19 protein-coding genes and 2 pseudogenes are annotated in these 24892 nt (G+C 62.1%); 10 read left to right on the forward strand and 11 right to left on the reverse strand.

Translation table 11 applies throughout. The annotated features are described in order from the left end of the window. Positions 1 to 10 precede the first annotated feature (10 nt). From CIT31_RS18260 to CIT31_RS18270, 3 genes are read right to left on the reverse strand one after another with little or no spacing between them, the layout of a single operon-like run. Positions 11 to 1006: an NAD(P)/FAD-dependent oxidoreductase gene (locus tag CIT31_RS18260; RefSeq protein ID WP_245316361.1), complete on the reverse strand. Its 996-nt coding sequence runs from the start codon at positions 1004 to 1006 to the stop codon at positions 11 to 13. Positions 1007 to 1022: 16 nt separating this feature from the next. Next, positions 1023 to 1496 (reverse strand): DUF2269 family protein, encoded by a 474-nt coding sequence (locus CIT31_RS18265; protein ID WP_095519747.1) that lies wholly within the window; start codon positions 1494 to 1496, stop codon positions 1023 to 1025. After that, positions 1496 to 2782, reverse strand: a complete 1287-nt coding sequence (locus CIT31_RS18270) for an SDR family oxidoreductase (RefSeq protein WP_095519748.1) — start codon at positions 2780 to 2782, stop codon at positions 1496 to 1498. Before CIT31_RS18270 ends, CIT31_RS18265 begins: the two co-directional genes overlap by 1 nt. Positions 2783 to 3208: 426 nt before the next feature. Here CIT31_RS18270 and CIT31_RS18275 point away from each other — a divergent pair, with 426 nt between their 5' ends. After that, complete coding sequence (locus tag CIT31_RS18275) at positions 3209 to 3430, forward strand: DUF2934 domain-containing protein (RefSeq protein ID WP_084831551.1); 222 nt, start codon at positions 3209 to 3211, stop codon at positions 3428 to 3430. Between the two features lie 225 nt (positions 3431 to 3655). Here the strand turns inward: CIT31_RS18275 and CIT31_RS18280 are convergent, their stop codons facing one another. Both CIT31_RS18280 and CIT31_RS18285 read right to left on the reverse strand, forming a co-directional pair. Beyond that, positions 3656 to 3874 carry a hypothetical protein gene (locus tag CIT31_RS18280; protein ID WP_095519749.1) on the reverse strand — a complete coding sequence of 73 codons (219 nt, stop codon included), beginning with the start codon at positions 3872 to 3874 and terminating at the stop codon, positions 3656 to 3658. 342 nt (positions 3875 to 4216) lie between these two features. Continuing rightward, positions 4217 to 4864, reverse strand: a complete 648-nt coding sequence (locus CIT31_RS18285) for a class I SAM-dependent methyltransferase (protein WP_095519750.1) — start codon at positions 4862 to 4864, stop codon at positions 4217 to 4219. A gap of 298 nt (positions 4865 to 5162) precedes the next feature. Here CIT31_RS18285 and CIT31_RS18290 point away from each other — a divergent pair. Both CIT31_RS18290 and CIT31_RS34300 read left to right on the forward strand, forming a co-directional pair. Beyond that, positions 5163 to 6013 (forward strand): annotated as a pseudogene (locus CIT31_RS18290) (transporter substrate-binding protein); the annotation flags it as partial. Positions 6014 to 6725: 712 nt separating this feature from the next. Then, a complete protein-coding gene (locus tag CIT31_RS34300) occupies positions 6726 to 6902 on the forward strand; it encodes a hypothetical protein (protein WP_165778490.1) in 177 nt (58 codons plus the stop codon). Positions 6903 to 7267: 365 nt separating this feature from the next. On the opposite strand, the gene CIT31_RS18300 is transcribed toward CIT31_RS34300, so the two are convergent. The 5 genes and pseudogenes from CIT31_RS18300 to CIT31_RS18315 all read right to left on the reverse strand — a co-directional run bounded on the left by CIT31_RS18300 (position 7268) and on the right by CIT31_RS18315 (position 13745). Then, the gene (locus tag CIT31_RS18300) at positions 7268 to 8683 is read right to left on the reverse strand and encodes a peroxidase family protein (RefSeq protein WP_245316362.1); all 1416 of its coding nucleotides are present in this window, start codon (positions 8681 to 8683) and stop codon (positions 7268 to 7270) included. A 29-nt stretch (positions 8684 to 8712) separates the two neighbouring features. After that, on the reverse strand, positions 8713 to 9111 hold the full coding sequence (locus CIT31_RS35225; RefSeq protein WP_245316363.1) for a hypothetical protein: 399 nt from the start codon (positions 9109 to 9111) through the stop codon (positions 8713 to 8715). Between the two features lie 284 nt (positions 9112 to 9395). Further along, complete coding sequence (locus tag CIT31_RS18305; protein WP_095519752.1) at positions 9396 to 12587, reverse strand: ATP-binding protein; 3192 nt, start codon at positions 12585 to 12587, stop codon at positions 9396 to 9398. Positions 12588 to 12767: 180 nt separating this feature from the next. Further along, a pseudogene (locus CIT31_RS35230) lies at positions 12768 to 12926 on the reverse strand (proline iminopeptidase-family hydrolase); the annotation flags it as partial. Between the two features lie 57 nt (positions 12927 to 12983). After that, a complete protein-coding gene (locus tag CIT31_RS18315; RefSeq protein WP_095519936.1) occupies positions 12984 to 13745 on the reverse strand; it encodes a LuxR family transcriptional regulator in 762 nt (253 codons plus the stop codon). Positions 13746 to 13862: 117 nt separating this feature from the next. On the opposite strand from CIT31_RS18315, the gene CIT31_RS18320 reads away from it, so the two are divergent. Genes CIT31_RS18320 through CIT31_RS18340 form a run of 5 tightly spaced genes read left to right on the forward strand, consistent with a single transcriptional unit; the run spans position 13863 to position 19809 of the window. Next, a complete protein-coding gene (locus tag CIT31_RS18320) occupies positions 13863 to 14753 on the forward strand; it encodes a proline iminopeptidase-family hydrolase (RefSeq protein ID WP_065010344.1) in 891 nt (296 codons plus the stop codon). A gap of 51 nt (positions 14754 to 14804) precedes the next feature. Then, positions 14805 to 15743, forward strand: a complete 939-nt coding sequence (locus tag CIT31_RS18325; protein WP_065010343.1) for an ABC transporter permease — start codon at positions 14805 to 14807, stop codon at positions 15741 to 15743. After that, the gene (locus CIT31_RS18330) at positions 15740 to 16588 is read left to right on the forward strand and encodes an ABC transporter permease (RefSeq protein WP_095519753.1); all 849 of its coding nucleotides are present in this window, start codon (positions 15740 to 15742) and stop codon (positions 16586 to 16588) included. Before CIT31_RS18325 ends, CIT31_RS18330 begins: the two co-directional genes overlap by 4 nt. Next, complete coding sequence (locus tag CIT31_RS18335; protein WP_065010341.1) at positions 16585 to 18261, forward strand: dipeptide ABC transporter ATP-binding protein; 1677 nt, start codon at positions 16585 to 16587, stop codon at positions 18259 to 18261. The genes CIT31_RS18330 and CIT31_RS18335 overlap by 4 nt, the downstream gene beginning before the upstream one ends. Before the next feature lie 48 nt (positions 18262 to 18309). Continuing rightward, a complete protein-coding gene (locus CIT31_RS18340; protein ID WP_095519754.1) occupies positions 18310 to 19809 on the forward strand; it encodes an ABC transporter substrate-binding protein in 1500 nt (499 codons plus the stop codon). Between the two features lie 272 nt (positions 19810 to 20081). Here CIT31_RS18340 and tssH read toward each other — a convergent pair whose 3' ends face one another. Next, positions 20082 to 22847: a type VI secretion system ATPase TssH gene (gene tssH, locus CIT31_RS18345; RefSeq protein ID WP_095519755.1), complete on the reverse strand. Its 2766-nt coding sequence runs from the start codon at positions 22845 to 22847 to the stop codon at positions 20082 to 20084. Positions 22848 to 23175: 328 nt separating this feature from the next. On the opposite strand from tssH, the gene tssA reads away from it, so the two are divergent. Further along, positions 23176 to 24345, forward strand: a complete 1170-nt coding sequence (gene tssA / locus CIT31_RS18350) for a type VI secretion system protein TssA (protein ID WP_095519756.1) — start codon at positions 23176 to 23178, stop codon at positions 24343 to 24345. A gap of 6 nt (positions 24346 to 24351) precedes the next feature. Continuing rightward, a complete protein-coding gene (tssB, locus tag CIT31_RS18355) occupies positions 24352 to 24891 on the forward strand; it encodes a type VI secretion system contractile sheath small subunit (protein WP_095519757.1) in 540 nt (179 codons plus the stop codon). The last annotated feature ends 1 nt before the right edge of the window (position 24892 follow it).

Genomic DNA, 24892 nt, shown 5'->3' on the forward strand with positions numbered 1-24892 from the left:
GTTTCGAGAGCTATTCGTACCCGAGGGCAAGGTCATTGTGAGCATCTGTCGCGGCTATCGCAGCCTGGCCAAAAGCGACTGCGATCTGGTTCAGCGCTTTGACCAGGTCGCCGATGGCATACACTCCATCGACCGAAGTCCGCTGATGCTTGTCGACGACAACATAGCCCTCGTCGCAGCATTCGATGCCCATTGCCAGGGCGAGTTCGGAACGCACCCGGCATCCCATCGCCGGATAGATGACGTCGAAATGTCGCACCTCGCCGTCCTTAAGGACGGCCTCGTAACCATTTTCGGACGGAACAAACTTTTTGAACGTGTCGCAAATGGCAATGTTCTCTTCCATGGCCACGCGCCGTGTGCTGGCGGAAAAATCGGGAAGATAGCGTGCGAGCAGTGTGATGTGCTGCGTGTACTGCTTGAGGAACAAGGCCTCTCGCAGTGCCTTCGCCTCGTGTCCGATAACGGCGACCCGACGATCTATGACTTCATAGCCGTCGCAAACCGGGCAAAGGCGTACGCTGCCTCTGGCGATGGCCTCGCCCAGACGCGGAATTGCAGGCACGACGTCGACGATACCTGTCGCCAGGAATATCTTGCGGGCGACGATCCGCCCCGCGTTTGTCTCGACACCAAATCCGCCTAAGGTCGGCTCGATCGATGACGCCTGATCCTGCACCAGTGTCGCTCCGTATTCGGCGGCCTGCGCGCGAAGGCGTTGCAGAAGATCGGGGCCGCTGACCCCTTCCGGAAATCCGGGGCAGTTACGGCTTTGTGCAATCAGCATCGCGCGCGATTCACCCGCGTCGACCACAATGACCCGATGACGAAACCTGCCGAGATAGATAGCGGCGGCCAGCCCCGCAGGTCCGCCGCCAACAAATGAGAACATCCGCTTCAGTCGCGGATGAGGCTGAATGTCGGCGTTTGCGCACGGATTGATCCATCCGCGCCGAACGCACTCATCGGAAAGATGTTCCAGCGCCGAAATCGAAAGGCGCGACATCTGCCGCGGCAAGGCGTTACCACTCGATCGCCGGCCGCGCGATCATCAGCCAGAAAATCCCGAGGACGGCAGCAAAGGCGGGAAAGCCAAAGGCGAACCACAGCCAGAAAAGCCTGATATACCGGGCCGGCAGCGGGGCTCCCGCCTTGGCGGCTTCGGACGCCAGATTGCGCATCTCCATCTGCATCCATACCACCGGCAGCCAGAACACACCGGTGACGATATAAAGCGCGATGGAAAGCACGATCCAGCCTTCGGAGAGCGAGTAACCTGCCAGCCAGGCGAGCGCGACGCCGGTTATCGGCTGCGCCACGACGGCAGTTGCCGTGAAGAGAAAGTCGGCGACCACTACGATGCGCGCCACTGCCGCAATTGTTGCTGTATTGCCGGTCCTGTGGGCGAGAAGCATGAAGAAGGCAATGCCGGCGCCGGTGCCAAGCAGCACGCTGGCACCGATGACATGCAGGTATTTCAGCACGAAATAGAGCATCAGCGCTCCTCCAGGATCGCCAAGGCAACGAAGTGAAGGACGATAATCGGCAAGACCTTCAGGAACGGCCCAAGTGGTTCGTTCCACAGGTCCGGGCGCAGGAAAGTGCCCACGATTAGATAGAAGAGCGAGAGCGCGATGCCGGCGTAGACGCCTTTTCGCGCCGTTGGCCGCCAGGCTATGAGTGCGCCGACGACGACGTCGGCAAGAGCGCCGGCGATCACGGCAGGCGCCGACAACATGCCAGCCCCCGTGCTTTGCATGAGGCCGATGCCGTTGCCGTAGCCAGTGGTCAGCGAAACAATCCCCGTCATGCTCCAGAAGAACGGCAGGACGACGAAGATTGCAGGCTTGGCGAAATAAAGCCCGGAGAACCATTTCTCCTGCACCGTTGCCGGATTGAGCGCGAGGAACTGCGCCAAGCTTTGTGGGTGTATGCCGGTCAGGGAAATCCAGTTCGATGGATCTCCGACCGCCCCTCGCGTGATCTCCCTGGCGGCATTGGTGCGCATCGGAGGTCGCCAGCCGAGCATCGCGGCAAGATCGCCAAGGCGGTAGAGAAATCGGGCAACCCATCCCGGCAAGACAAGCCTGGCTGCGGAACCCCAGCCGAGCCAGCGGCGCAAAGTGCCGACAATCTCGTCCATGGTCAGCTGTTCGGGACCTGCAAGTTCCAGCGCCATACGAGACGGACTGCCGGGATTGAGAAAGAAGAGCACCGTCGAGACCACATCCTCGAGCTGCACGACCTGTAGCCGGCCGGTATCTGGCATTGACGGCAGCACCGGCAGCGAGGCCAGACCGCGAAACAATGCACTGGCCCCAAACACAGGCCGGCCGAGCACCACGGAAGGGCGAAGGATTATCCAGTCCAGATCAAGTGCCATGAGGGCCTGATCGCCAGCATATTTCGTCGCCGAGAAGGACGAAGGCTGTGCCCGATCGACACCCATTGCCGAGAAGTGGATCACCTTGGCAACGCCGGCCCGCGCGCAGGCGAGAAAAAGAGCCGCCGCAGCATCGCGATGAACTTGCCCGGTCTTTTCGCGAGGGCTGTCCTGCAGAACGCCGGCACAGTTCACGACGGCATCGATGCCGGCCAGATGCGGCAGCCAATCTTCAGGGCGTAGCGCGGTCGCCATGTCCAGCACCAGCAATTGGTAGTCGCGGGCTGCATTTGCCCGAGGGCTACGGACGATGCCGACCACCTCATTTCCTTCGGAAACGAGGCGGGAACAGACCGAAGCGCCGATCAGGCCGGTGGCGCCAACAACGAGAATTCTCATCGGACCCCGGTCTCCGGTAGCGGTAACCACGAGACCATCGCCGTCCTATTCGGCGCGTGTCTCCTCGATGGCGTCGATGTTGTTCCGGCGCTGCGAAAACACACGTCTCCCAGGCAGTTGTTCAAGGGTGATGGTGACCACAGGCAGTCAAGTCGAAGACCGCGACGTTTACTGGTATTTACAGTGCGCGCTTGTAGCGTTGCTTCCACACATTGTCCTCCCAGCGCCGAAACGGACCACAAGACTGCTGTGCAACTTGAAATAGAGCACATCATGGTTGCGTCAACTGAACCGGACCTGCGCGATCATTGGGCAGTCCAGTGGGGCATTAGCTGTATGAATGCGCGAGAGACGATCGCGGCCACTGTCCGGCAACGCGGAACAAACCATCGAGGACGGGATTAGGAAAGCACCAGGAGACCTATTATGGACAGGGAAGCGCGTATCAGGCGGCGAGCCCATGAAATCTGGGAGCGCGAAGGCCGTCCGGAAGGGCGGGAGCGCGAGCGTTGGGATCAGGCCGTACAAGAGATCGAGGCAGAGGGTTCCGAGGCAGAACGTGGACCGGTCGTGCCTGACCCGACCGTTGGCGCCGACTCCGAACCCGATACGGGCGGCGCCCGAGCTAACGGCAAGCCGATCTCTTGACCGGCTGTTCGGCACGGAAAGGGAAATGCCATGCCTCGTATCATCGCCTGGGTCGTGATCCTACTGGCGGTACTCTTCATCATTTGGCTGTCGTTCAACCAGACCGGCCGGACCAGCGACGGGACTCAGCCTGCGCCCCATGCAATAGACCAGGACGGGTGACGACGGCGGTTGACCTCGATTCCGGGCAGGACCGGCAAAGTTCGAAGTTGAGGCGATCCTCGCCTAACTCGATGGGGCGGACTCCTCATTCCTGTACTCGTGAATGAGGCCGAGGATTTGCGATCGGACCAGTTCGCGAGCCTCGGCCTGAACGAACGGCATCAACAGTTCGACCCGTTCCTCGACGCTCTCGGGCAGATCCGCAGCAGGATCGATGAGGTCGTTACCGTGCGCGTAGAGATTTTCCGTCAGTTTTTTGTCGAGGTCGGAAAAAATGCCCATTGATCTGCTCCAAGCCAGCTTCTCTGCTTAAATTGAATGCTGACGAAAATGTTCCCCGGATGATCGATCACAACAGCTGCTTCTCCGGCCGAACGCGGGCTAGTCCAGCTCTAGTGGTAGCTTTTGACGTGATGCGGATTACCTGTTCCGACCCCAACTAGGACGCTCATTGTTTGGCGCTGAGCGTCGGCAGTTTAGTGAAAGCGATCCGTCAAAACCTTACCTGACTCGCCCGTTTTCCCACAGTCAGGATCAAATCCGGACGAGAAAGGACCAAGTCGGCTTGGGGGCGGGAAAACAGCGCGAGCGTTATCGCTTTGGTCGAGCGAAGGGGAAACTGGCCTATGGCTTTCTAAAGAAGCCGGACAGAATATTCGGACCCACTTCGCCGGGCCGCATTCTAATCCCGTCCTCGAAGCAGTTCAGCGTCACGCACTGGAAGCCGCTGTGTGCGAGGAGTGCCACCAGCGAGTCACGGTCGAAATGGTGCAGGTGCTCGTTGGGGAGACGCATACGCCACGTTCGGAACCACGCGTCGCCGGCGGTGCCGAGCTCGCGCCAGCGGCAATAAGGGACGGCGACGGCCAGGTAGCGGGCCTGAAGGCGGGCGAGGAAACCCAGGTCCGGGATGTGCTCAAGCACGTCGAACATGGCGACGAGATCCCACGAGCTGGCGAGAGCCTCATCCCAATCGACAAAGCGGACGCCCTTGGGCAGCGGAAACCTGGCGATGTCGCAGCCGGCGCAATTGGCGACCCCGGTTATTTTCGCGGCTTCGACGAATGTGCCCGTGCCATATCCAATCTCCAGGACGGACCGAGGAATTTGGCCGGTGATTCCCAGCACCCAGCCAAGTCGCTGATATCCGAGCTTGATGGTCCGGTCACTCAGGTCCTCGTAATAGGAAATGTATTGCTTGTCGTACTTGATCGGTGTGAAGTCGATCTGGTGGATCACGCCAAACCCGTCGACCTGGTAGTTGTCCAACATTAGCGTGCGGCCTCCAGTTTCCGAATTCCTTACATGGCAGAGCTAAACGCGACGTAACCGGACAACTGAGCGGTTCCGGTATTCGGGCGGTAGCGGATCGGCCCCTTTAGCCATATGGCTCCCAATCACGGACTGTCAGGTTCCGGCCCAGACTGCCGGGCGGCAATGCCTCTATCTCTGCCGGAGAGATCACCTTTGCCGCTTCCTGAAAGCAGAGACAGCCAGCGACCACGCTGGCGATTGCCATGACGCTTCGCGTGCAATAGGCCTTTGCCGGAAAAGCTCAGGGAGGATTGCCGTGACAGGTACAGCCGGGACATGGCGCGTCGGAATCCTCTTTTCGCGCAGCGGCATCACTTCGGTCACCGAAAGCGAGCATTTCTACGGAACCGCCTTGGCCATCGAGGAGATCAATGCCGGCGGCGGCGTGCTGGGGCGGCAGATCGAGCCGATCACCTACGATCCGGGCAGCGACCCCGAGGCGTTTCGTTCGCTGGCCCGCAGGCTTCTGACCGAGGACGCGTCAACGTCATCTTCGGCTGCTCGATGTCTGGCAGCCGCAAGGCCGTGCTGCCGATTGTCGAGCGCTACAACGGCCTGCTCTGGTATCCTTCGATCTACGAGGGCTTCGAATATTCGGAGAATGTCCTCTATACCGGCGCCACGCTCAACCAGAATACCTTCGCGCTGGCCGACTTCATCCTGCAGCGCTACGGACCGCGCGTGTTCATGGCCGGGTCCGACTACATCTATCCGCATGAATCCAACCGGGTCATGCGCGATCTCCTGGAATGCAAGGGCGGCACGATCGTCGAAGAACAGTATGTGCCGCTCGATGCCGACGAACGCCGGATGCGCCGGCTGATGGCCGATATCGAGAAGGCCGCGCCGGACGCCGTCTTCTCGACGGTGATTGGGCGCAGCGCGCAAATCCTCTACAGGCTCTATGCCGAGGCAGGCATCGATCGGACACGGCGGCCGATCGCCAGCCTGACCTTGGCCGAAGGCGAGATCCGCGTGATCGGCGCCGAGCACTGCACCGGCCATGTGCTGGCGGCTCCTTACCTGGCGAGCGTCGACAGCGGCGAGAACCAGCGCTTCGTCGGCGAGCTCGCCCGCCGGTTCGGCGACCGGACGACCGCGACGTTGTGAACGGCAGCAATGCGCCTGATATCGGCCACCGAGGTGACCGTTGCCACTGCCTGAAAGCAGAGATTGTTGGCGACCATTCTGGAGGCCGCGGTTGCGCCATCTGCGGAAGTTCGAGGCATTCCCAAACGGTAGCAGTCGGACCCGTTCCAGAAGTTCGTGCGCGAGCGTCCATGTCACATTATCTACACCTAATGTATAACCTAGCCGATTTCGAAGAAATGGGACATAGTTGAGGAGCATATGATCTCTTGTTCATGAATCCGGGCGAGTGGCCCGCCAGCGATTGGAGATATGTCATGGCAGCCAATTGGGATCCTATTCAGACTCTTAACTCCGGCCGGGTCGAGTGGCCGAAGGGTGATATCGATATCACAGACCTCCCCGCAGGCAATTTTGTCCCCAGGTGGGTCGACGCCTGGGTTGTGCAGGGGGGAGGCATGGGCGCAGGACAGGTCTTGGAGGGCCCAAGTCAAAGCACTAGCCACAGCTCATATTGGTCACCTTGGACGCCGCCGTATAATCGCTGGACTGCAGACACGGCGGGGTGGGTATTGGGAACCTTCCAGGCCGGGCAGCCGGCATTGGGAATCTCGGTCCTGGCGTGGCGCGATCGCAACACAGGGACTAATCTGTACGAATGGTGGTTTGACTTTATCGTTCTTCAGTAGCGCTCGGTGACTGTCGGGCGGGGCACAAATGGAGGAATGAAATGGCCATCATCACCGACGAATTTATCAAGAATTTCCAGAATCAGATCTACGCCCTTAAGAGCTTGGAGAAGACGATCCAGGATGCGATCGCAAGAGGCAACTACGAGCTCGAGCAACTGAACAAAAACAAAGGGGAACCTGTGGAGAAGGTCTTTCGTGTCCCGCCAAAGAAATAAGTCCGGCGGCTCAGGGCAGTGGTGGCCAGGATCGCTCGGTAGAAGCGACCTAAAGGCAGCAGCTTTCAGCTCCCTCGGGACAGCCGCAGCTGGTTTCGCGGGTGGTCGCGTGCGTCGTCATGGACGATAGAACTTCGCGCACCGCCGTTTTTGGACAGTAGCGGGGCTTGAGTTCACAACCTTGGCAGTCTCGTTTGCTGGCCCGATATTTCCGGTTTCCACTGGCATTGTCGGAACGCGGGTAGTTGCGACGATACTGCATGTGCTGCTGCTCGCCAGCGGGACAGGTAAACTGGTTCTGGACCGGATCGAAGTTGAAGTCAGCACGGCTGAAGGTCCCGTCGTCGGCGTTCGCAACGCGATTTCTATGGTTGCGTTACTCCGGCGAACGCCACCAGATCGGCCACCGTGAAGTTTCCAGGCGTGGACGAAGGAAGGATAGGTGTGAACCCGCCGGCGACGTTCAGATAAGATGACGCATCCCGCTCCAAAATCCTGACAAACGTCTCCGCCACGATCCTGCCGCCGACCGGGCCCAACTGATTTCCGCCGGCGAGGACGGCAGCCTCGCGAAGGACGTAATACCACAGTGGCGTCTTGCTCAGCAGTAAACCGCCGCTGGAATTCAGCACAGCCATTTCGGCCGCCGGCAGCCCAGATGTCAACTGCGCCGCGGTCATCGGCGCAATGCCGAATGAGTTGGCCATGCCCTGTCCACTCGGCAGACCGAGAGCTAGAGCGCGCCGGAGGTTTCGCGTTGCCAGAATCGCCATCATTCCAGAGAATCCGGGCAACGATTCCAATCCGTTAGCCATGAAGCTATCGATTTTCCGGGCCTTGTTGTGAATCGGTACTGGCACTCCGGTGTCAAAGAACGCGTTGAAGTCAACGACCCAGGTGGAAAAGACCGGCAGCCGTGGATCGCGATTGAACTCAAATACCTTTCCAAGAGTGGCTTTCGGGAAGTTGAAATTCACCCAGTACGTATCACGGATCATACTGTGGCCGAACCGGTACGCTGCCACGGCGAACTCGACGGGCATTCGGAACGAGCTACCGATGGGAGCAGATACGCTCGCCATCGCGTTGTTCACGGTAGCCACTCCGCAGATTCTTTTCAAAAAGTCGTGCACCACGGCCCATTGGTAGTGATGGGTCACGATTCGTTTGGCCTCTGCGAAGATGTCGCCTGCAAACGCTACTGCCACCAGCAGATCAACGACGGCGTTATGGAAACGCAGCATAGCGTGCTGGAACTGTACGATGATCAGATTTTCGTCGTTGCGCGGATCGCCGATCGCAGCAGTATTCGTGCCCTGCATGCGGGGCACATCCCAGTTCGTCTGCTGGACCATGCCCGACTTGTCACCGTTGTTGCTGGGGCCGCCCGGGCCAATAGGAGTGTTCGAGCCCCTATGCAGCTTGATTGCGGTAGCTGGACCACATGTAGGAAAAACGTAGAGAAATGGATCTAAGCCAGGCCCGCGGCCGTAAACGGAATCCAGATCGAGCGCCGGGCTTCGCATGTTACTGATTGTATTCGCATCGGTAGCGGCGTCGAGAGTCGACGAGACGTCGAACGTGATGTCATGGTCCACAAACTGACCAAAATAAGTGAAGCCTGCTGGTATCGAAGACACGCCCGCATCAGCGGGATTGTGAGACGCGGGATTAGGATCACGGCCGGGGTCTCCCATCATGTTACCGAGTTGGCCGAGGAGTTTTTGCGTCGCGACATTGAATGGCAACTTCGTTGCCGCCCGGGTGGCCGCTGACGACATGTATCCGAAGCGATCTGCACAGGCAGAACTCAGCCAGGGAAACGGAACCAGTAGAGCGGAATTTTAACGCCGTGAAAACGTCCAATCCCTGGCTTTAGTGCGAGGATAGACTCTTTGACGTCTTCCGGTAACTTCTCCACGGGAAGGTCCGCCGGCTTGATGCGATTCGCGCTGGCCAACAGTTGCTCCAGCGAAACGGTGGGCCTCAGATTCGTTTCGGTCACGCGCTTTCGCAACTCCGACAGCACGATCGGCTTTGGGTTAACGAATCCTGTAGGAATCGATGTCTTCTTGAGAAATTCGCGGACTGGCTCGGCAATTTCGGAAGTTGCGGCTGGGTTCGCTGTCTCAGCTTTTCGCTTCGTAGGCTTCGTCGCACCGAGTCGCTTGGGTGTCTGTTTTGCTGGGGCTTTCTTTTTCGTGACCATGCTTGACCTCTGAAAATGATTTCAGGAAGTAGCACCCTCACCCCATGGGAAAGGGGCCCTTCAACAAGTTGGGATTAAGCAGAAAGGCCCATGCAGGCGCCACCCGGCTGGAGGACCCAAATATCGAGCCTCAGCACTGTCTCGCCCGGTCCAGCTCTAGGGGCCAGCGGTGAGACATATTTATGCTCGTCGATCGTATCGAAGTTCGGTGGCATCACATCACCTCCGATCCAGAGCGGTTCACAAGGAGGTGCGGGCGGTGCCCTTGCCGCCTCCCGACGGTGTCACATTTTGACGAGTTTGCCTAGGCGGAGCTGGGTCGCGGCCGCGGCGACCACGTTTCCCTTCAGCTGGTAGAGATGCAGCGCTCCGGACACAGCGGCGACCGCCTCGTCGCCGAGGCGGGCGGCCTCGAGCACGTGCGACAGGTCGACCAGTGCATCCGCCCGGTCGTTGACGAAGTCGGTCGCTTCGGCGATCGTCACCGCTTCGCGCGCGAGCGCCTCCGCCGCCCGGAGCTCTGCCCGCCGCGCATGCACGCGTGCCCGCACGCGGCGCCAACGGACCTGCGTCACCAGGTCTCCGCTCGCAGCCAGCTGGGCGCTGAGTTTAGCAAAGTCCTCGGCCTCTTCGTCGCGTCCCTGTTCGAGGATCACCACGGCGAGAGACGCGGCCATCGTCGAACGGAACGCGCGCTCGCCCATCTCCTCAAGCGCGCGATACGCCGCGCGCGCGCTCCTCTCGGCCGCAGCGGGGTTCCCGGCGAGCAGCTCGATGACGGCCTCGTGCTCTGAGGACGCCACGTAGAGCGTAAGGCCGAGGTCGGCGTAGGTGGCGTTGCTCGTCGCGATCAGCTCGCGGGCAATCGCGAAGCGGCCGACAATCGCGTTGAGGCACGCGAGCTGGCGGAGGATCGCTGCCTCGGACTCGGGGCTTTCGCCCACCTGCACGCGCATCGCCTCGCAACGGCGGATGCCTTCGGCTGCCGGGGTGGGCCCGAACCACAAGGAGGAAGCGATCCACGTGAGGATTTCGTAGTACTCATGCCAATCCCCCGCACGTCGCGCGTGAGCAGCAGCTTGCTCCCAAGCTGCAATGGCGGCCTCGCCGCGAGCTGCGGTGAAGGATAGCCAGGCCTCGAGCCGCCGTGCGCGGCAGAGGCCGAGGTCGTCCCCGAGGCGCTCGAAGACCGGGATCACCGCAGCTGCCGCGCGTGCCGCCTCCTCCAGCCCGCCCTCTTCGCCGTGGAAGATCCGGAGGAACTGCCGCTGAACGAGCACATGCGCTGCCAAGCGCTGGTCGTCAGCGGCAGCGGCCAAGCGCTCTGCCTCGTCCAGCGCGCGCCCGGCGTCGTCCAGCCGGCCGCTTTCGATCAGCGCGCCGCTCAACTCGGCGAGCAGCGCGATCCGCCGTGTGTCATCGGTGGGAAGCAGCCGGGAAACCCTCTCAAGCAGGCTGATCGCCGCCGGCAGGTCGCTGCGGACAAGCGCCCGCCGACCGGCTGCCTCGAGCCGTTCGCACGCCCGGGCGGCAAGCGAGGCCGCGCGCACGTCGCGCGGACCGAGCGCGACACGGTACTGAAAGGCCTGTTCGAGGTGATAGCCGACAATCTCCTCAAACTCGCGTAGCCGGTCCGCGGCCGCTAGCTCGAGCCAGGCGGCGAAGCGCTCGTGCAGGTCGGCGCGCGCATTCTTCGGCAGGGAGCGATACGCGGCGTCGCGGATCAGGACGTGACGGAAGCGATAGGCCTTCTCGCCGGCGAACAACGGCGCCTCCGGGCGGATAAGGTCCCGGCGGACGAGCGCGAGCAAGCCGTCCTCGAATGTGTCGAGCACCGGGCCGGCGAGCTCGCTGACGGCGCTCCGATGGAATACTGAGCCCTCGACCGCTGCGGCCGTCAGGATGGCGCGCTCGACGGACGGGAGGCCCTCGAGGCGGGCAGCGAGAAGCGCATTGATAGTCGAGGGGACGGGTAGCTCAACGAGGTCCGACGCGGCGACGCTGTCGGGCCTGAGCAACGCGTCGTCGACGAGCATCGCCACGAGTTCCTCAGCGAAGAGCGCATTGCCCTCGGCCGCGCTCGCGATCCTCGACTCGGCAGCGGGCGGCAGCGGCGCGGGGCCAAGCAGGTTGGAGATCAGCTCGCGGCATTCCGCGTCGCTGAGCCGCTCGAGGACGATCGACGTCGCGTTGCGTTTGCCGGCCCCCCAGCCAGGACGCGAGTCGAAGAGCTCCGGCCGCGCGATGCAGATGAGCAGGATCGGGAAATCGCGTGAGAAGTCGGCGACGTGCTCGACTAAGTCGAGGAATGTCGACTCGGCCCAATGGGCGTCGTCCACCACAACGACAAGCGGCCCCGCTCGCGCGAGCGCCTCAAACAGCCTCCGGACGGCCCAGGCGGTCTCCTCGGTCGTCCCTTGTCCCGCGCCGCCAAGCCCGAGCGCCCCGGTCACACGCTCGGCAATCAGCCCGGCCTTCTCGTCGCCTGCGAGCCGAGCCTCGATCACCGCTGCGAGCTGCTTGCCGGAGTCCGGTCCCTCCGCGCGGGTAAGCTCCCGGACGATCTCGGCCAGCGGCCAATAGGTTATGCCCTCGCCATAGGGCAGACAGCGGCCGTGCAAGACTGTGACATCCTCGGCAAGGCCGCTCGTGAACTCCCGTACGAGCCGCGACTTTCCCACACCCGCGTCGGCGAGAATGGTGACCAGGTGGCAGGTTCTATCGCCGACCGCGTTGCGGAAGACGGTCTCAAGCAAGGCTCGTTGGCGTTCGCGCCCGACGAAAGGCGAGTCGAAGCGGCGCGCAACGCCGGGGGCGTGGGCGAGGACTTCTAACACGGCGAGGGCGCGGATCGTCGCGCCGCGCTTGAGTGCGCGCGGCCCGCTCGGCTCGACGACGACCGCATCGCGCACGAGCTTGTGCGTCGGCTCCCCGATCAGGATCTCATTCGCCGTCGCTGCCTCCTCAAGGCGCTTCGCGACAATGACGGCCTCTCCGGCGACGGACAAGTATCCCTGCATTTGGTCGCCGGCGATCACCTCGCCGGTGTCGATGCCGATTCGGTTCATAAGGCGGACGCCCCAACCGGCTTCGAGCTCGTGGTTAAGGATGGCAAGTGTTTCGCGCATCTCCACCGCTGCCCGCACCGCGCGCAGCGCGTCGTCTTCGTGGACGAACGGCATGCCGAACACAGCCATGATCGCGTCCCCGATATAGTTGTTCACGATTCCGCCGTGCCGTTGAACGACGGCGCTCAACTCGCCGAAGTACCGGGAGAGCAGGTTCCGGAGCGCTTCGGGATCGAGGGAGAGGCTAAGCCGCGAGGAATCGACGATGTCGGCGAAGAGGATGGTGACCGTCTTGCGGGCGTCCGGCGCGGGCTCCCGCGCGTCCGGCGCTGCCGGCTTAGCTGGAACCGAGGAAGCCACCTTCGGCCTCCGCTTCGGGTTCGGCCGGAGATGCTTATCCGATGACATGGCACGGCTCCGTGTCTTAGCCCCCACGCCGCTGACCAGTTGCGGACTGTCATGGGTGCTGATTTCACGATACAGCCGCTTCTCAACAAGAACAAAGCGGTTTCCTCGCCGGTCAAAACTCCCGCACTTCTTCCAAAGATACTTTTTGGGCTATCTGCGGGGCTTTACTTGGCTTCTCCCTCATAGATGGAAGAACCGGCTGCAAACTTGCCGAGCGGTGCGTCCGCAGAAGACATGCGGCATGTGGCTCGAATGCTCGAAAAATACCCATCGAATACCCGAAACGCGTTCCAAATAGGGTCGAACCACCTCGGGTGTAGGCTCGTCGATCTGCGGCGAGCATCATAGGGCGAGCCTGTCAGAGGGGGCAGCTATGAAAAGAGTAGGGTCTTTTCGTCAGTTGTCGAGCAGGCGGAAATGCGCGGCGCGAACGACGGCCTGCGTGCGGTTCCTGGCGCCCAGCTTCCTGGCGGCGGCGGTGAGGTGCATGACGACCGTAGGAATCGAGCGCCCGATGACGCGCGAGATCTCCTTGGCAGAGAGGCCATGTGCCGAATGGCGGAGACACTCGCGCTCGCGCGCAGTCAACGACGGCAGGAGCGGACTGAGAGCCGATCGGTCGTAGAGGGCGTAGGCCGTGTCGTGGAAGACATGCGCCAGCAAGCTAAAGCGCGCGATGGTTCCCGCATCCCGATCTACCATCTCGTCCGCGCCGAGGCGGATGCCGGTAACCGTGGCATAGCCGCCGCGCGGCATGTGGATAGGGATCGTGACGCCGCTAGTGAGGTCGCGCTCGCGCAGATAGCGCGCAACGGGTTCCGTAGTCTCGTCGAGGAGCGCGCCTATCTCGGTGTCGATCTCCTTGTCGTAGCTCCAGGCGAAGGGGGTGGAGCTGCGCGCCGCCACGATCTGCACCGGATCGATGCGGAAGTAACCTCGATCGCACCAATAGTCGCGCATGTCGTCATCGATGTTACGCAGCTTGAGCATCGACGGGATCATGATAGCGCCGTCGAGATCGTACGGGATGGGCGTGTAGTCATAGACCAGCGCGTCGTAGCCTAGGCCGGACAGCGCGGCGAACGCCTCGTCGATGCAGTCGTCCAAGGTGCCATGGCGCGTGAAACGCCGCCTGATCGTTGTGATTTCGTCCAGCATGAGCTCTTCCGCCGACATCCTCCCGGACCCCACCCTATCACTTCTTATAGCTGACGCACTCCCAACGTTTCGCTTAAAATATGAGCATGCCTAAAAGCTGTGCATTCGGAGCGTATCATGTGGCGTGAGATGGCGGCCGACGATCGCATCGAGGTAAATGTCGACGGCTTTAAGGTCGTCGCCTACAGCTTCGGCTCCAGCACCGAGACGGTGTTCTGCCTCAACGGCGGGCCTGGCCTGGCCTGCGACTACCTTCGCGAATCGCACTCCTGCCTGGTAGACCATGGATACAGGGTCGTGGCGTTCGACCAGCTTGGCACCGGCGCCTCCGACCGGCCGACGGACACCTCGTTGTGGACTATCGCGCGCTACGTCGAGGAAACCGAGACGGTGCGCAAGACGCTGGGACTCGGCAATGTACACATGATGGGTCATTCCTGGGGCGGCTGGCTGGCGATCGACTATGCGCTTGCCTACCAGGAGAACCTGCAGACGTTGATCCTCGAGGATACCGTCGCCGACATGCCGCATCTTGTTCTGGAACTGGAACGCCTGCGCGCTTCGCTGGGACCCGAGACTGTATCGATGATGCAGAAGCACGAGGCGCAGGGAACATACGATCATCCGGAATACATGGCGGCGGTGACGATCCTCAACTACCGACATGTCTGCCGCCTGCCCGAATGGCCGGCGCCGGTGCGCCGCTCGCTCGACGACTGGAACATGGGACCCTACGCGACCATGCAAGGTCCGAACGAGTTTCTCTACATCGGCAATCTCAAGGACTGGAACCGGGTGCCCGACCTGCCCAGGATCAAGGTGCCGGTGCTGATCACGCATGGCGAGCACGACGAACTGACACCTGCCTGTGGTCTGCGCATGAAGCTTGGCCTGCCGCAGTCGGAGTTGCACATCATCCCGAATGCGAGTCACATGCCCTTCTACGAGAACCCAGCTGCATACTATCCGATCCTTTTAGGGTTCCTCTCGCGCAACAAGGCAGGCTGATGCAGGCAGAATGCAGGGGAAAGGGAGCGGACGGGGAAACACCTCAGGGCCATGCACCGCTATAAGTTCGTTCTATACCGTCCGCTTCAGTTCCTACCGGTGCTGTTCGGCATCAGCGTGATCACGTTCATCCTTGTCCGGCTGATCCCCGGCGACCCCGCTCGCGTTCTGCTCGGCACCCGCGCCACCCCCGAAGCGATCGCCCGCATCCGCGCGCAGTACGGCCTCGATGAGTCCATGCTCGCCCAGTATTTCTACTTCCTGCGCAACCTCGCGGACGGCGAGATGGGGCGCTCGATCCTCTACAAGATCGATGTGCTGAAGCTGATCGCCACGCGCATCGAGCCCACTCTGACGCTGGTGCTTTGCAGCGTTGTGCTGTCGGTATTGATCGCCGTGCCGGTGGCGGCGATCGCGGCGCGCAATCAGGGCAGGCTGGCGGACCAAGTTATCCGCATCGTTTCCACCTTCGGCATCGGCTTCCCGCCCTTCTGGCTCGGCCTGATGCTGATCATCCTGTTCAGCGTCGAACTCGCCATTCTCCCGGTGTCCGGTTACGGCAACACGCTTTCTGAAAAGCTTGCACATCTCGTGCTGCCGAGCCTCACTGTCTCGCTGTCGCTGTCGACCGTTCTGGCGCGCAGCTTGCGTGCGGCGATGGTCGAAGGCTTGAGGTCCGACGTGGCGACTGCCGCGCGCGCGCGCGGCATGCCGGAGAGCATCGTGTTCTGGCGCCACGTGCTGCCAAATTCGTTGGTGCCGACCGTCAACCTTCTCGCCGTAAACATCGGTTGGCTGATCGGCGGCACCGTCGTGGTGGAGACCGTCTTCGCGCTGCCCGGCATGGGCCAGCTGCTGGTGCGCGCCATCTTCTCGCGCGACTACATGGTCGTGCAGGGCGTGGCGATGGTCTTCGCCTGCGCCACCGTGCTGATCAACTTCCTGGCTGACATCGTCACGGTGGCTCTCGATCCGAGGGTGAAGCTGTGAGCGAGCCCTTGGTCGCGCCCGCGCTCGGCCGGAAGGGCCGCTTTCGCCGCCGCGGTACGCTGGCGGCCGGCGCCTTCCTGCTTGGGGCGTTCGTCGTCCTCGCGCTCGGCGCGCCGCTGATCGCGCCCTACGATCCGATCACCCAGGACGCGACAGCACGGCTCCAGGGGCCGTCCTGGCTGCACCCGTTCGGGACCGACAATTTCGGCCGCGACATCCTCTCGCGCGTCATCTGGGGCACGCGCATCGACCTCAAGATCGCCGTCATCGGCGTTATCTTTCCCTTTCTCATCGGCACCACGTTGGGCACGGTAGCCGGTTTCTTCGGCGGGATAGTCGACGCCATCTTCATGCGGCTGGTGGACATCATCCTGGCCTTCCCGTTCCTGGTATTGATGCTGTCGATCATTGCGATCCTGGGGCCGGGCCTGGCCAGTTTTTACATCGCCATGGCCCTCGTCGGCTGGGTTTCCTACGCGCGGCTCATCCGCGCCCAGATGCTCGTGCTCAAGAACCACGACTACGCGGTTGCGGCGGTCAGCCTTGGCTTCAGCCGCATGCGCATCATGTTCCGTCACCTCCTGCCCAATGCCGCTGCCGGCTCGGTCGTCTTCGCGATGTCCGACGCGGTCCTCGTCCTGCTGAATGGCTCGGCCATTAGCTATCTCGGGCTGGGCGTGCAGCCGCCAGTCGCGGAGTGGGGCGTGATGGTGGCGGAAGGCCAAGCCTTCGTCACCACCGCGTGGTGGATTACACTGTTCCCGGGGCTCGCGATCGTGACGCTCGCCTTCGCCTTTAGCATGATCGGCGACGGGCTGGCCGATTTGTTCGGGGTTCACGAGTGATCGCGGCGCTGCTCAAGGTCACCGACCTGACGGTCGTCCATGACGGTGACGGCGGGGAGCGTACCCTGCTTGATGCCGTGTCGCTCGATCTCGCCCCGGGAGAAGTCCTCGGGCTGGTCGGCGAGAGCGGGTCGGGCAAGAGCCTGCTCTGCCGCTCACTCGTCAGGCTGCTGCCATCGAGCCGGCTCAGGATCAGCGGTGGCTCGATCACACTTTCCGGGCGTGAGCTGACGACCGCGCCGGAAGCCGAGATGCTCGCGGTGCGCGGCGGTGAAATCGGCATGATCTTTCAGAATCCGAGCAGCCATCTCGACCCGGTCATGAGGATCGGCGACCAGATCACCGAGGGCATCCGCTTTCACCAGCGGCTGGACGCCAAGGCGGCGCGCGCCGCGGCGGTGGATATCCTCGCCCAGGTCGGGTTTCCGGATCCGGCTCGGCAATACGATAGCTACCCGCATGAATTCTCCGGCGGCATGCGCCAGCGCGCCATGATCGGCGCGGCGCTATCGAGCAATCCCAGGATCCTGATCGCCGACGAGCCGACGACGGCACTCGACGTGACGATACAGGCGCAGATCCTGCGGCTTCTGATGGACATCCGCGCCAGGCGTGGACTCTCGGTGATCCTGGTCACCCACGATCTCGGCATCGTCGCCCAAGTCTGCGACCGCATCGCGGTGATGTGGCAAGGTCGACTGGTGGAGATTGGAGAGAAGCGCGGTCTGCTTGCGGCGCCGGCGCATGCCTACACCCGTTCGCTGATCGCCAGTCATCCCTCGCTGCCGGAGGAGGACATGCCGGCAAAGGCTGAGAAGCTCCGGGCACCCGGAGCGGTGCCGGTGGTCGATATCGAGAAGCTGCACGTGCGCTTCGCCACGGGCGGCCTGTTCCGGCGAGGCGCGGTTGATGCAGTCAATGGGGTCACACTCCGTGTCATGCCGGGCGAAACGGTCGGCATTGTCGGAGAATCCGGAAGCGGCAAGAGCACTCTGGCGCGCGCCGTCCTTGGACTTACGCCGGTCTCGTCAGGCACGATACGGTTCGATGGTGCGGACATCGCATCGGGCCGCGCAGTCCTCGGCATGCTGCGACGTCAAACCGCCATGGTTTTCCAGGACCCCTACAACGCGCTCAATCCTCATCTTACCGTTGGCAAGATGCTGGCGGAGGTCCTGCGGGTACAGGGCAAGATCGAGACCGCGCAAATTCCGGCACGCTGCGGCGAACTGCTCGACCTGGTCGGCTTGGGGCGCGCGTTCCTCGACCGCAAGCCGCGCTCGATGAGCGGCGGCCAATGCCAGCGGGCCGGCATAGCTCGCGCGCTCGCCGTCGACCCGAAACTTATCATTGCGGACGAGTGCGTGGCCGCCCTCGACGTCACTATCCAGGCGCAGATCGTGGAGTTGTTCCGCGAACTGGTGGAACGTATGTCGCTCACGCTGCTATTTATCGCCCACGATCTCGCAATCGTTCGCAATCTCTGCCAGCGTGTTGTGGTGATGCACCGCGGCGTGGTCGTCGAGGAAGGTCGGTCGGAGGAAGTGTTCTCCCGGCCGAAGCATGCCTACACCGCCGCGCTGATTGCCGCCGTTCCGCATATCGATCCGGACAAGCCGCTGCTTGCTCCCTCGAAGATGGCGACCCCGCAGGCCGACGGGGTCGCAAACTGAAACCAAAGGCAAACCAGAAGGGGAATACCGATGTTAAGAAGCAAATGGATGCGCATCGGCTTGGTCACCGTTATGACCAGCCTGTCCCTGGGGGCGACGCTGGCAGAAGCAGCCGGCGTACTCACGATTGGCCGGCGCGAAGACTCGACCACCTTCGATCCGATCAAGACCGCCCAGAACATCGACCTGTGGGTGTTCGCCAACGTCTACGACGTGCTGATCCGCGTCGACAAGACGGGCACCAAGCTGGAGCCCGGTCTCGCCGAGAGTTGGGAGGTCAGTCCGGACGGCCTCACCTATACGCTCAAGCTGCGCGACGCGAAGTTCTCGGACGGCTCCGACCTGACGGCCGACGACGTGGTGTTCAGCCTCACCCGCATCAGGGATGACGAGGGCTCGCTGTGGGCGGATCCTTTCAAGGTGATGGATGCGGTCGAGGCAACCGATCCAAAGACCGTCACGATCAAACTCAAGCAGGCGACCGCGCCGTTCCTGGCGACGCTGGCCTTCCCGATCGCCTCGGTTCTTTCCAAGAAGGGCTTCGAGACGCTCGGTCCGGAGAAATATGCCGAAACACCCATCGGCTCTGGCGCCTTTACCATCACGGAATGGAGGCGCGGCGACCGTGTCATCCTGGCGAAAAACCCGCATTTCTGGGAGGCCGATCGTGTCAGCCTCGACGGCGTCGAGTGGATCTCCGTGCCGGACGATAACACCCGCATGCTGAACGTGCAGGCCGGCCAGCTCGACACCGCGATCTTTGTGCCGTTCTCACGCGTCGCCGAACTGCAGAAGGATTCCAACCTCACCGTCCATCTCGACCCGTCGACCCGCGAGGATCACCTGCTGATTAACCACGAGCATGGCGCGCTGGCGAAGAAGGAGGTGCGGCAGGCCCTCGACATGGCCATCGACGAGCAGGCTGTGGTCGACACGGTGACGTTCGGCTACGGCGAGGTCGCAAACTCCTACGTCCCGAAGGGCGCGCTCTATTATTACGCCGACAATCTCAAGCGGCCCTACGATCCGGAAAAGGCCAAGCAGATGCTGGCCGACGCCGGGGCCTCGGACCTGACGCTCAACTACGTCGTGCGGGCCGGCGACGAGATCGTCGAGCAGACCGCCGTGCTGCTGCAGCAGCAGCTCGCCAAAGCCGGAGTCACCGTCCAAATCCAGAAGGTCGACCCGAGCCAGGAATGGGACATGCTGGTGGCCGGCGACTATGACGTCTGTGTCAACTACTGGACCAACGACATCCTCGACCCAGACCAGAAGACCACCTTCGTTCTCGGCCACGACGCGAACATGAATTACATGACCCGCTACAACAACGAGAAGGTCAAGGAGCTGGTCGCGGCGGCGCGCATCGAGATGGATCCGGCCAAGCGCGAGCAAATGTACACCGATCTGCAGAAGATGGCCAAAGAGGACGTCAACTGGATCGATCTGTACTACAGCCCGTTCATCAACGTCTCGCGTAATAACATCGAGAACTTCTACCAGAATCCGCTGGGCCGGTTCTTTCTGGAAGACGTGGTCAAGAACTAGACTTGTCAACGAAGCCACGGGACGCCGCTCTGCGGCGTTCCGCCCAACCCTGACAGCACGTTTGGCGTGCCGCCCGTCTCACCGCGTGTCGTTTGTTGGGACAGGTGAGCGATCTGCTGCTGTCGCTATTTCCGCTTTCTGACAGTTCCGCGCTGATTGCGGACGGTCCGTACTCGGCCCCTGAGCGGTCCTACGGCTCCGGTACCAAGCTTCATGTGTGGATGCCCCCGTTGATGCAGATTTTGACCACAAACTATAGAATTGCTGCTGGGCTATTCGAAGGAATAGGTGAATCCTCCTTCGGAGGCTCCGACAATCACTTTCGTCATCTTTTCGCCCTCGAGCGACCGGTTCAGCACGCCACGGCTCAATTCCGGCAGAAGCGTGTTTGTCAAAATGGCGTCGATCATCCGCCCGCCGGATTCGATCTCGGTGCAGCGGGCCTTGACCAGATCCATGACGCCGTCACCGATCACCAGCTCGGCATCGTTGCTTGAACGCAGCCGGCGGGCGATCTTGGCGAACTGATGGCGGGTGATCGCTTCGATCATCGTGTCCGAGAGCGGGTAGTACGGGATGGTTACCACCCGGCCAAGGAAGGCCGCGGGGAAAACCTTCAACAGCGGGCCTCGCAAGGCCGTGTCGAGATCGTCGAGCCCCGCCCGTACCGTGCCGCTGCTGGTCCGGTCCATGATGACTTCGGAGCCAACGTTCGAGGTGAGCAGGATCAGCGTATTTTTGAAATCGATCCGCCGGCCTTCACTGTCGTCCATCATTCCCTTGTCGAAGACCTGGAAGAAGATTTCATGCACGTCGGGATGCGCTTTCTCGACCTCGTCAAGCAGGATCACCGAATAGGGCTTGCGCCGGACCGCCTCGGTCAGGATGCCGCCCTTGCCGTAGCCGACATATCCGGGTGGCGCGCCCTTCAAGGTAGAGACCGTGTGCGCCTCCTGGAACTCGGACATATTGATCGAAATGAGGTTCTGCTCGCCGCCATAGAGCGTCTCGGCCAGGGCCAGGGCGGTTTCGGTCTTGCCGACGCCCGAGGGACCGCAGAGCAGAAAAACCCCCACTGGCTTTTCGGGCGCGCCGAGCCCGGCCCGGCTGGTCTGCACGCGCTTGGCAATCATCTCCATGGCGTGATCCTGACCGACCACGCGCTCGGACAGGGTGGCGGCGAGCCGCAGCGCCTTTTCGGTCTGGCTCGACAGCATCCGGCCAGTCGGGATGCCGGTCCAGTCCTGCACCACGGCAGCCACGGCATTGCGGTCGACCGACGGCAGGATCAGCGGCGTCTCGCCCTGCGCTTCTGCGAGTTCGGCCATCAGCTCCCGCAGCCGCGCGAGATCGGCAGCCGGATCGGGTGGAGAAGGATCGGCAGTGGCGTTTGCATCCGCATCGGTTTCAGGCGTTTCGATCTCGGGCGTTTCGATCTCGGGCGCATCCGCACTTGCCGTTTCGGCGACCGCCTGCGGAGTCTCCACTGCATCGAGCGGCACACCCTCGCCGCGCAGCCTGGCGCGCAATTCCAGTATCTCGCCAACCAGCGCCTTTTCCCGATCCCAACGTTCCTGCGCGGCAGTAAGTGTAAGTTCGGTCTCGGCGAGCCCTGTTTCGACCCGCCCCTGCCGGTCGGCCACGTCGATGCCGATCGCTGCCTCGCGGCCGATGATGCCGCGCTCGACCTCAAGCGCCTGGCGGCGGCGCATAATGTCCTCCACCTCGGCAGGGGTGGCATGCTGCGAAATGGCGACACGGGCGCAGGCGGTGTCGAGAAGGCTCACGGCCTTGTCGGGCAGTTGCCGCGCCGGGATGTAGCGGTGGGACAGGCTGACCGCTGCCTCGATCGCCTCATCGAGGATCTGCACCTTGTGGTGCTGCTCGAGGACACCGGCGACACCGCGCAGCATGAGAACGGCCACCGCTTCCGACGGCTCATCTATCTTGACGACCTGGAAGCGACGGGTAAGCGCCGGGTCCTTCTCGATGTGCTGCTTGTATTCGGCCCAGGTCGTTGCTGCGATCGTGCGAAGCTCACCCCGCGCCAGCGCCGGCTTCAGCAGATTGGCCGCATCACCGGTTCCTGCCGCGCCGCCGGCGCCGATCAAGGTGTGAGCTTCGTCGATGAAGAGGATGACCGGCGTTTCGGAGGATTGAACCTCGTCAATGACCGCCTTCAGCCGTTTTTCGAATTCACCCTTTACGCTGGCGCCCGCCTGCATCAAGCCGACATCGAGCATGCGCACGCTGACGCCCTGCAGCGTCGGCGGCACGTCGCCCTCGGCGATGCGCAAGGCAAAGCCCTCGACGACCGCGGTTTTGCCGACCCCGGCCTCGCCGGTCAGGATCGGGTTGTTTTGCCGGCGTCGCATCAGGATATCGACGATCTGCCTGATCTCCGGATCGCGCCCGACGACAGGATCGATCTTGCCGTCGCGGGCGCGCTGGGTCAGGTCGGTCGCATACTTCGCCAGCGCCGAATCCCCGCCGGCAGCCCGCCGCGGTGTTTCGGAGGCGGGAACCTCAGTCGAGGCGCCGGCTTCGAGTGAACCCTCCATGATATCTGCGAACCGCGCAATGACGGCCTGCGCATCGATCTTGTCGAATTCACCGCTTATCTTCGACAGCAGGCCTTCCAGCACCGGCGTCTTCAGGCAGGCAAGCAGAATATGCGCACTGCGAACTTCCTCGACGCTGAATTCCAGCCCCGCCAGGCTCCAGGCTTCCTGGATGGCGTGAAAGATGTGATCGGAAAATTCTTCGATCGAAGTGGCGCCATAAGGCAGCTTGTCGACGGCGCGGGTCATATCGGCCGTGAGCCGGCTCGCATCCACCCCGGCGTCTGCCAGTATCAGTTGCACATCCGAGCGCTCGGAAAGCACCAGTTGTTCGATGAAGTGAACGAGCTCGACATATGGATTGCCGCGCAGTTTGGCGGTGTCGGCTGCAGCCTTGAAGGCACGCAAACAGACGGGGTTGAGCTTGCCGACCAATTCCTTGCGTTTAAAGCTCTGCGACGACCGGCGCTGTTCCATCGAACTTGCTCCTCCAATCTGCCAGGCAATAAACTGCCACATAAGCAGCGACTTGACAAAGAGCGTTATCGACGGGGCGTCTGGGTGTTCGAACCAGTCGATTTCCCCCTGACAGCAAAGCCGACGCCATCGGCTACAAGCCGTGGAGTGCGCAGCTCTTTGCGGTGCCTTCACATATAGGGTTCGACAATTGCGCCAGCGATTTCGAGCTCAGGCCCCGCTCTGCAAGCTTCCATTAAGATTGAGCAGCAACTAAATTGTGGTAAAGTGTCGCGGTGTGGTAACGTTGGGTCACGCACGGCCCAGGAGCCGCTCGCTGGGGGATGGTGTGATTGATCTCGCACTCTGGCTGAATCCGCTGGACGGTGAAAATCCGTCAGGGGAGGATTTGCGCAACGATCCAGCCTTTCATGAGCTGGAGCGTCTGACGGAACAGCAGAAAAAGGTCGAGTATCAAGGGAACGCCAAGTTAGAAGTTGCCGTTCCGATCGACTGGTCCACCGTGCTCACCAAGGCCGAAGAGCTGCGTCCACACGGCCGGGACCTGCGCCTCCTCGTCATCGTTACGCGTGCTCTGGCCAACGAGTATCGGCTGGCCGGGCTAGCTGAGGGCCTGACCCTCATAGCGCAGACCTTCGATCAGCACTGGGCAACCATGCACCCGGCCCTGCGGTCCGGTGCTACGCCGCGCGACGCCGCGCTGCGCCGCATCAATGCGCTGACTGACCTCCAGAACAGTCAGGATGGCCTGCTCAAGGATTTGCGGAAAATGACGTTGTTCGCGCCGCGTGCAATCGGCCCGATTCTCGGCGAGGATCTGGAGAAGGGCGCGCTCGACGAGCGTGTCATGCTTCAGGAAGCGGCCTCGGGACTGAACGCGACCGAAAAGGCGGCTCTGGCGAGCGCGCACAGCCAATTGGTGAACCGGGTGCGCAGCGCATGCGTCGCACAGATCGATCAGGCCGGCGCGGAGATGACGTCGCTCTTTGCCGATGCGCGCGCCGCGATCGCGGCCCTCGAGGCGGTGGAGACCGCACTCAATGCCCGCATCGAGGGCAGCGGCGCCACCGTTCCGGAATTAAAGCGGTTTCTGCAGCGTTTGCTGACGACCCTCGAACGAAACTCGGCCGCCGGCGTCACCGCGAATGGCGCCGCAAAGCCTGTTTCCGCGCCTGCAGAACCAGCAACGCCTGTTCGAAACGGTAATGGAGCCGATACGATGGCAAGTATGGCAAGTTACGCGGAACCGAGCACGGGGCTCCCTGATCGGATTTCCTCGCGCGACGACGTCGTGAAATGCCTCGACCTCGTCGTCGCCTTCTATGACCGCACCGAACCGTCGAGCCCGATCCCGCACCTCGCCCGCCGCGTACGCCGGATGGTGCATATGGATTTCGTTGAACTGATGGAAGATCTCGCCCCGTCGGGGCTGAAGGAATTCCGGCTTCTTGCCGGCGTTCCCGATGCCAAGAAGGCGGCCCAGAAGGATGAAAGGTAACGAGCCATGGCAGCTGAAAGCAAAGCGAAAGTCATCGAACGGAACCGCGCGCCGCGCGTGCAGATCGCCTATGACGTGGAAACCTATGGCAGCCCAACGACGATCGAATTGCCGTTCGTCATGGGGGTGATGGCCGATCTTTCCGGCGCTTCACAGACCAGGGAAGCGATGAAGTCGGTACTGGACCGCTCCTTTGTCGAAACCGACGCCAACCGCTTCCCCCGTTTCATGGAGGCGCTTGGGCCGCGCGTCAAAGCCCGCGTGAAGAATACGCTGCCTCAGGCTGAGGGCGCCGAGCGGGAGGAAGAGCTGGCACTCGATCTTACCTTCACCAAAATGGGCGATTTCGCGCCGGACAAGATCGCCGAGCAAGTTCCGCAACTGGCCGAGATCCTCAAGATGCGTCGCCAGCTCGAGGAGCTGCTCGGCTTCATGGATGGCCGTGTCGACGCCGAAAAGCGCATCGCGCAACTTCTGAACAACGAGCCGCTTCTTGGCAAGATCGCCAGCCAGGCACTGGCCGACGAAGACAAGGTTGAGGTGTAAA

This window comes from Mesorhizobium wenxiniae, from assembly GCF_002284535.1.
Taxonomy (GTDB): Bacteria; Pseudomonadota; Alphaproteobacteria; order Rhizobiales; family Rhizobiaceae; genus Mesorhizobium; species Mesorhizobium wenxiniae.